8 protein-coding genes and 1 pseudogene are annotated in these 7,128 nt (G+C 68.3%); 2 read left to right on the top strand and 7 right to left on the bottom strand.

Annotated elements, in window-relative coordinates; translation table 11 throughout:
- The 6 genes and pseudogenes from ACFWF3_RS18335 to ACFWF3_RS18310 all read right to left on the bottom strand — a co-directional run.
- Positions 1-205: pseudogene (locus ACFWF3_RS18335) on the bottom strand (ABC transporter permease); the annotation flags it as partial.
- Positions 206-207: 2 nt separating this feature from the next.
- Positions 208-1,104, bottom strand: a complete 897-nt coding sequence (locus ACFWF3_RS18330; RefSeq protein ID WP_379314574.1) for a 2-aminoethylphosphonate ABC transporter permease subunit — start codon at positions 1,102-1,104, stop codon at positions 208-210.
- A gap of 40 nt (positions 1,105-1,144) precedes the next feature.
- The gene (locus ACFWF3_RS18325) at positions 1,145-2,347 is read right to left on the bottom strand and encodes an ABC transporter ATP-binding protein (protein ID WP_379314573.1); all 1,203 of its coding nucleotides are present in this window, start codon (positions 2,345-2,347) and stop codon (positions 1,145-1,147) included.
- A gap of 28 nt (positions 2,348-2,375) precedes the next feature.
- Positions 2,376-3,422 (bottom strand): 2-aminoethylphosphonate ABC transporter substrate-binding protein, encoded by a 1,047-nt coding sequence (locus ACFWF3_RS18320; protein ID WP_379314572.1) that lies wholly within the window; start codon positions 3,420-3,422, stop codon positions 2,376-2,378.
- Positions 3,423-3,554: 132 nt separating this feature from the next.
- Entirely contained in the window at positions 3,555-4,241 is a 687-nt protein-coding gene (locus tag ACFWF3_RS18315; RefSeq protein WP_379314571.1) for a phosphonatase-like hydrolase, read from the bottom strand.
- Between the two features lie 9 nt (positions 4,242-4,250).
- On the bottom strand, positions 4,251-5,378 hold the full coding sequence (locus ACFWF3_RS18310) for a TIGR03364 family FAD-dependent oxidoreductase (protein WP_378992230.1): 1,128 nt from the start codon (positions 5,376-5,378) through the stop codon (positions 4,251-4,253).
- Between the two features lie 97 nt (positions 5,379-5,475).
- On the opposite strand from ACFWF3_RS18310, the gene ACFWF3_RS18305 reads away from it, so the two are divergent.
- Positions 5,476-6,198 (top strand): GntR family transcriptional regulator, encoded by a 723-nt coding sequence (locus ACFWF3_RS18305; RefSeq protein WP_378626415.1) that lies wholly within the window; start codon positions 5,476-5,478, stop codon positions 6,196-6,198.
- A 4-nt stretch (positions 6,199-6,202) separates the two neighbouring features.
- Here ACFWF3_RS18305 and ACFWF3_RS18300 read toward each other — a convergent pair whose 3' ends face one another.
- Positions 6,203-6,562: a DUF4254 domain-containing protein gene (locus ACFWF3_RS18300; protein WP_101468584.1), complete on the bottom strand. Its 360-nt coding sequence runs from the start codon at positions 6,560-6,562 to the stop codon at positions 6,203-6,205.
- Positions 6,563-6,951: 389 nt separating this feature from the next.
- On the opposite strand from ACFWF3_RS18300, the gene ACFWF3_RS18295 reads away from it, so the two are divergent.
- Positions 6,952-7,128: helix-turn-helix domain-containing protein (locus ACFWF3_RS18295; protein WP_379314575.1), on the top strand; the 177-nt coding region annotated here is incomplete at its 3' end.

The following is a 7,128-nucleotide window of genomic DNA, read 5'->3' as shown; positions in this document are numbered from 1 at the left end:
GGCTCACCGAGAGGCTCGCCGCCTGCTCACCGCTGAGCGCGTTGCCGATATTGGTGAAGCCGAGGTCTGACGGCAGTGGGCCGGTCCAGCTGCCTGCCAGGGCGGCGGCGATCACGGTGGCGATCGGGGCGACGAAGACCACCGTAACCACCAGCCCGAACACGCCGAGTACCAGCGCTTTTCCGCGAGAAGTCCAGACGAGCACGATCATTGCTCCTTCGGGCGGGCGATGAACCGGGCGAACACGAAGCGGTAGACGAGGTAGAGGCCCAGCGAGAGCAGCACCTGCACCGAGGCCAGCACCGCCGCACCGGGCAGGTCGAAGGTGACGATGCCCCGGGTGTAGATCAGCGCGGGCAGCGTGATGACGCCCTTGGCGCCGGTGAACAACACGATGCCGAATTCGTTGAGCGTGAGCAGCAGCACCAGCGACCCGCCTGCCGCGAGCGCGGGCCATGCCTCGGGCAGCACCACCTGCCGCAGCACCCGCCACGGCGAAGCGCCGAGACTCGCTGCCACATCGAGTTGTTCCCGGGGCAGCTGCGCGAACGCGGCCAGCACCGGGCGCACCACGAACGGGGTGAAGTAGGTGATCTCGGCCAGGATCACACCGAGCGGGGTCGTCAGAAAGTCGATGACCGGTGTGGTGGCGCCGGTCAATTCGGCGATCAGGGCATTCACCGCACCCGCCGTCCCGTAGAGGAAGGTGAAGGCGAGGGTGATCAGGAACGAGGGCAACGTCAGGATCGTGTCGATGAGCCTGCCGACCAGACCGGATCCGGGAAACGGCACGAAGGCCAGCACGATCGCCAGAAACGTGCCGAGCACCAGACACCCCGCCGTGGCACACACGGCGATGGAAACGGTGCGCCACAACGCTTCCCGAAACGCTTCGGAGCCGAGTACCGACGTCCACACCTCGGTGCCGCGCCCGGTCGGCGTCCGGGTGGACTCGGTGAGCACCCGCAGAATCGGATACCCCGCGATCCCGAGCACCACGAGCACGGGCGGCAAGGTCCACAGGATCGGCAACCACGACCGGCGAGGTGTGGGATCTTTCGACGGCGGCGACGCGTCGGGCCGATCGAGAACGACAGCGCTCACGACAGCACCTCGCTGATGCCCCGTTCGGCTACGAACGCTTTCATGACTGATCCGCTGCGGGCACGGAACTGCCTGCCGTAGTGGCTGTCTCGCCGATCGCACGAGGAATGAGCACACCCGCCGGGTCCGGAAGCTTCACCCCGACAACGGCACCGACCTCGGTCGTGAAGTGCCCCGATACGTCGGCCGCGAGCGTACCGGGTAGCCCGTCGACCGACAGCTCGACCCTGGTCGTGGCACCACGCCATACCGAGGTCGACACAGTGGCGCGCAGGGCGTCCCGCTCGCCGGGTTTGCCGACGGTGATCGTGTGCGGGCGGATACACAGCAGCGCGTCGTCGTCGGGCGCCCACTCCGCCAGTCCCACACCGGGTTGCGGCGCCTGGGCGCGCAGGGTGTTGGTGCCCGCGGTGACCAGGGCCGCGGTGCCGGTGACGTGGTTGACGGTGCAGGGCACCAGGTTCGCGCCGCCGAGGAACCCCGCGGTGAAGTCGGTGGGCGGGCGCTGCCACAGGTTTTCGGCCGTGTCGATGTCGACGAGGCGGGCATCGCGCATCACCGCGATCCGATCCGCCAGCGCCAGCGCCTCGGCCTGGTCATGGGTCACGTACAGCATCGCGGTGTCGGGCAGCGCTTTGCGCAACGCCTGCAACTCGCCGAGCATCGAATGGCGCAATTGCGCGTCGAGCGCGGCGAGCGGCTCGTCCAGCAGCAGGACGCTGGGCTTGATGGCCAGCGCACGGGCGATCGCCACCCGCTGCTGCTGGCCACCGGACAACTCACGGGGGAGCCGCTGCGCGTAGCCGCCCATGCCGACCATGTCGAGCGCCTCGGCGACCCGTGCGGCGATCTCCGCCCGCGGCACCCGATGCGATTTCAGGCCGAACGCCACATTGCTGTGCACGCTCATGTGCGGGAACAACGCGTAGGACTGCACGACGACACCGATCCCCCGCTTGGCGGGCGAGAGATCGGTGACGTCGCGGCCCGCCAGGCGGACCGCGCCCGAGGTGGGCCGGACGAAACCGGCCAGCGCCTTGAGCGCGGTCGACTTGCCCGAACCACTCGGGCCGAGGAGCGCGACAGTCTCACCGACGGCGACGCGCAGGGTGAAATCGGCCAGCGCGACGGCGGCCTTGCGGCCGCGGCCGTAGCTGACCCCGACCCGGTCGAACACGATCGCGGGTTCGGTGGTTGCCGCCACGGACATGGCGGATCTCATCTGGAGGTCACCGTCGGACATCGTCAACTCCCTTGTGTCACAGCCGCAGTCAGCTGCCGGTTGCCTTCTGGTACGCCGCGACGTCGGCGTCCAGCTCGGTGAGCACCTTGTTCCAGTCGACCGGGACCACCTCGACACCCGTCATGGTGGCGGCTGGACCACCGTCGGCCGGGGCAGGCACATCGGTGCGGGGCGACACGGCGAACGCCTCGGGGCCCAGTTTCGCCTGCGCGGCCGGGGCCATCAGGAAGCTCATCAGCTTGGTGGCGTCGTCCTTGTGCGGCGCGCCCTTGGCCAGACCCATCATGTACGGGACGGCCACGGTGGAACGCTTGCCGGCGGCGGCCGGGAAGAAGACGGTGAACTTGGAGCCCTTCTCCTTCACCGTGGTCAGGTTCATCTGCACGTCGCCGTTGGCGATGAGCAGCTCACCCTTGTCGACCTTGGCCTGCAGTTTGCCGGTCGAGGACGACGGGCCGACGTTGTTGGCCTGCAACGCGGTCAGGTAGTCGAGGGCGGCCTGCTTGCCACGCAGCTGCTGCAGCAGCACCAGCACCGCGGTGCCGTCACCGGCCTGGCCGGGAGTGGAGTACTGCAGCTTGCCCTTGTACTCCGGCTTCAGCAGGTCTTCCCAGGTGAGCGCCGAGGCGTCGACCGCGGGGTTGGCGATGAAGCACAGGAAGTTGTTGGCCAGGGTCACATAGCTGCCCTCGGCGTCCTTGGCCGCGGCGGGTACAGCGGCGGTGTCGATGCCGCTGGGCTGCAGCAGACCCGACTGCTTGGCCTTCTGGATGAACGGGGGCAGCGTAACGACGACGTCGGCCTGCGGGTTGGACTGTTCCTTGTCGACGCGGTTCACGACCTCGCCGGAGCCCGCCTCCACCAGGTTGACCGCGATGCCGGTCTCCTTGGTGAACGCGGCGAACTGGGACTTGTACCAGCCGCCGACACCGTCGGCGGAGTACACGGTGACGGTCTTGCCGTCCGCGGATTCGGTACCGGTGCCACCGCAGGCGCCGGTGAACGCGACGGCGGTGACGCCGGCCAGCAGCAGCGCGACCTTGGACAGGCGGCGCGCGGTGAGGGAAGTACGCACGATGACAGCAACTTTCGTTTCAGATGTCGGGGGAATCGCAGGGGCGGGTGGATCGGAGGGCGACGCCGCGGCGAATACCGCGACGGCAGGTTCGTGAGCGAGCAGCGGCTCTCAGTGCGCGAGCACCAGCTCTCAGTGCGCGAGCACCAGCGCCGGGAACTCGGCGACCGACGCCACGACATGGGTGGCGCCGGCGGCGCGCAGCTGCTCGGCGGTGTGCGCGCCGGTGAGGGTGCCCGCGACGATGCCCGCGCCTGCGGCCAGGCCGGTGGCGATATCGCTGGTGGTGTCACCGAGCACGGCGATCCGGTCGACGGCGTCGACGCCCAGGCGCAGCGCGGCGGCCAGCACCATGTCGGGGTAGGGGCGGCCGCGTCCGGCGTCGGACGGTGCGAGGGTGAGGTCGACCAGGTCGGCCCAGCCCAGCGCGGCGAGGAGTTTGTCCTGCGTCCTCCGGCTGAATCCGGTGGTCAGCGCGACCCGGACACCGGCCGCACGCAGTGCGGTGATCGCGTCCACCGCACCGGGGATCGGCGCGATATCGGCCTCGTCGACCAGTGCTTCGTAGGCGGTTTCGAAGGCGCGGTTGGCATGGTGGGCGGCGGCCTCGTCGCCGTCGAGCAGCGCGCGGAACACCTCGATCTTGGACTGGCCCATGGTGTCGACCACGTAGCGACGGGCCTGTTCCCGGCGCGGGCCCTCGGGCTCGATCCCGGCGGTGGTGGCGGCACTCTCGAAGGCGCGCAACACCAGCCCGCCGTCGGCGACGGTAGTGCCTGCCATGTCGAGGGCGGCGAGCTGAATCTTGTTGTTCGACACAGGTGTTCCTCACAGTCCGATCTGGTCGGCGGTCTGTTCGCCGATGGCGGGGCCGAGCGTCATACCGCGACCGCCGGGGCCGGTGACGACCCAGACGTTGGTATCGGCGCGCACCCGGGTGACGACGGCTCCGGGGTCGACGCTCTGGCTGTAGACGCCCGCCCAGCGCCGTACGATCGGCGGCAGCTTGCGGCCGAGCAATTCCTCGGTCACCTCGGTGAGGTGGTCATAGGGTGCTTCGTCGACGTCGAAGGCGAACGGCTCGACATATTCGTGGGTATCGCCGATGGTCAGGCCACCGTGCAGGCGCTGCACGCACAGCAGCTGCATCTTGTGCTCGGCGGCGGTCGCGGTCTGCGATTGCTCGGCGGCCAGCGAATCCAGCTGCGGGCCCGCGAAACCCGGGTAGTAGCGGAAGCTGTCGCCGTCGGCGATCGCGGTGGTGAGCGGTTCGCCCAGCGGGGCGGTCTGCATCATCTGCAGCCGCACGCGGCGCACCGGCAGTTCGCCCGCCAGCTCACGAGTGAGCCCCGAGTGAGCGGCGCCGGGGCAGTGGACGACCAGGTCGGCCTCGTGGCGGCGACCGTGATCGTCGACGACCACCGCGCCGGAACCGGTGTCGAGGACCGCGCGGGCCTCGGTGCCCTCATGAAAGGTGTAGCGATCGGAGGCAGCCATGTGGGCGCGCAGCGCGGGCAGCGCTTGCCGCGACTCCACGGCGGCATCGGTCGAGCAGTGCAGGCCCGCAAGGTATTTGCCGCGCACCGCCGGGTTGATCGCGCGCACCTGGTCGGGGTCGAGCAGGGTGAAACCACGGGCATCGGCGGAGTCGCCGGCAGCCGCGGCCTCGGCGACAGCGAGTTCGGCGGGGGTACGCACCAGCGTGATCGAACCGGCGGGCCGGAAGCCGACGCCGGCCACCCGGCCGCCGATCTCCTCCCACAGCTCGCGCGAACGCAGCGTCAGCTCCAGCTCGTTCGCCGACCGGCCCGAGACCCAGACCAGGCCGAAGTTGCGGACCGTCGCGCCGCGGGCTTCGCGCTCGCGTTCGAGGTGCACGACCTCGTGTCCACGGGCTATCGCCGCCCAGGCGTGGGCGGTGCCGAGGATCCCTCCACCGATGATGACCAATCGCATGCCACCGATAGTGGCAAATGGTCTAGACCGATAGGTGTGGGCCGCGAGAACGGCAAGTTAATTTTTGGTATAGACCAATCCGGGTAGGGTGGGCAGCATGGATTCGCCGCAGACGACCCGAGTTCCGAAGGTGTTCCTGGTTCGCACCGAAATCGATCTGCTGCTGGCCGATCTCACCGAGGGCGACCCGGTGCCCTCCGAACGCGACCTCGCCACCCGCTTCGGCGTCGCCCGCGAGACCGTGCGACAGGCACTGCGAGAACTGCTGGTGGAAGGCAGGATTCGCCGTCAGGGCCGCGGCACGGTGATCTCCCGCCCCAAACTCACGCAGCCACTGTCGCTGCGCTCCTATACCGAGGGCGCGATCAGCCTCGGCCGCACCCCCGGCCGCATCCTGGTGGCCTGGGAAGACGTCGCCGCGGACGCGGCGACGGCCACCGACCTCGAGGTGGAACCGGGCACCGAGGTGATGCACCTGGAGCGGGTACTGCTCGCCGACGGTGAACGTGTCGGACTGGAGAGCACCTACCTGCCGCTGCACCGCTTCGCCGCCCTGCGCGGCAGCTATGACCCCACCACGTCGCTGTACGCCGCGATCCGCGCCACCGGCGTCGAACTCGCCGGTGCGCGCGAACGCATCGAAACCGTACTCGCCGCCCCGAGAGAGGCGGGTCTACTCGAATGCACCACCGCACTACCGATGTTGCTGCTGCACCGGCGCAGTGTCGACGCCGACGGCGCACCCATCGAACGGGTGCGCTCGCTCTACCGTGGCGACCGCATCGCCTTCGAGGCAAGACTGTCACCGGAGCCGGCGTAGCCCCTCACTGCTCGGGCAGCCGCCGCCGCCCACCGGCCACATCGGTGACCAGATCTGTGTAACCATCCACAAGCTCGGCAAGGTGGTACCAGTGCTTGTGGGTGTTGTCGCTTCGCGCGCCGTCGATGTCGATCGCCTGATTGGCATCCACCCAGCTACGCGCCATCCGGTCGACGACCGCACCGAGACTTTCGGTGTGCAGCGAGGCGCCGTTGCGATGCAACGGGATCTCCTGGACACACCAGTCGTTGATATCGTCGACGAGTTCACTTCGACGGCAATCGATCTCGGCGATCAATGCCGTATCACGCACCTGCCCCCGCCGTTCGTGCAGTTCAGCGAGTGCGTGCGCCGACCGCAACAATTCGCGATCTTGAAATCGCCGCCCCTGAAATGCGCACAACAATTGCGGAGCGGTGGGCAGTATGCCCATCACCGGCGCGCTCATCGCACGGCCCCGAATTCACCCGACACCCAAGATTTGTCTACCAACATGATTGGCTCTCGATTCGGTTATCCCGGTCATCTGTTTGGATTGTTCGCAACCAGGCTAACTGGATCATGCTCGCTCAGAAGGCGAAACGCAAGATTGCGTTATCACTCCTGCAGTAAAGCCGCCCTGACAGAACTGGGAGTCACATGCGCAGCGCCGCACGGTCTTCCGGCGCGCCTCGCGGACTCGCCGAACACCATGGCAGGCCCTATGCCGCTGTCTTCGCCGAACGCGTGACATAGCGGCCTTGCAGCGCAATAATGCGTTTCATGGCAGGCAAGCGTACGACCCTGACCGTCCGGCTCCGCAGGCTCGCAGCCATGTTGCGCGAGTTGCGCGAAAGCGCCCAGCTGAGCAAGGAAGACGTCAGCGCGCGAACCGGAATCAACGTCACCACGCTCTACCGGATCGAAATGGCGCAGGCGCGCCCACAACGT

This window comes from Nocardia sp. NPDC060220, from assembly GCF_042727815.1.
GTDB lineage: Bacteria > Actinomycetota > Actinomycetes > Mycobacteriales > Mycobacteriaceae > Nocardia.
This window is presented reverse-complemented; position numbering and strand designations above follow the sequence as displayed.

What these genes read in the sequence shown, in the direction of transcription:
- ACFWF3_RS18325 (WP_379314573.1), bottom strand. Translation starts at nt 2,347, where the DNA reads ATGTCCGACGGTGACCTCCAGATGAGATCCGCCATGTCCGTGGCGGCA.
- ACFWF3_RS18310 (WP_378992230.1), bottom strand. Translation starts at nt 5,378, where the DNA reads ATGCGATTGGTCATCATCGGTGGAGGGATCCTCGGCACCGCCCACGCC.
- ACFWF3_RS18305 (WP_378626415.1), top strand. Translation starts at nt 5,476, where the DNA reads ATGGATTCGCCGCAGACGACCCGAGTTCCGAAGGTGTTCCTGGTTCGC.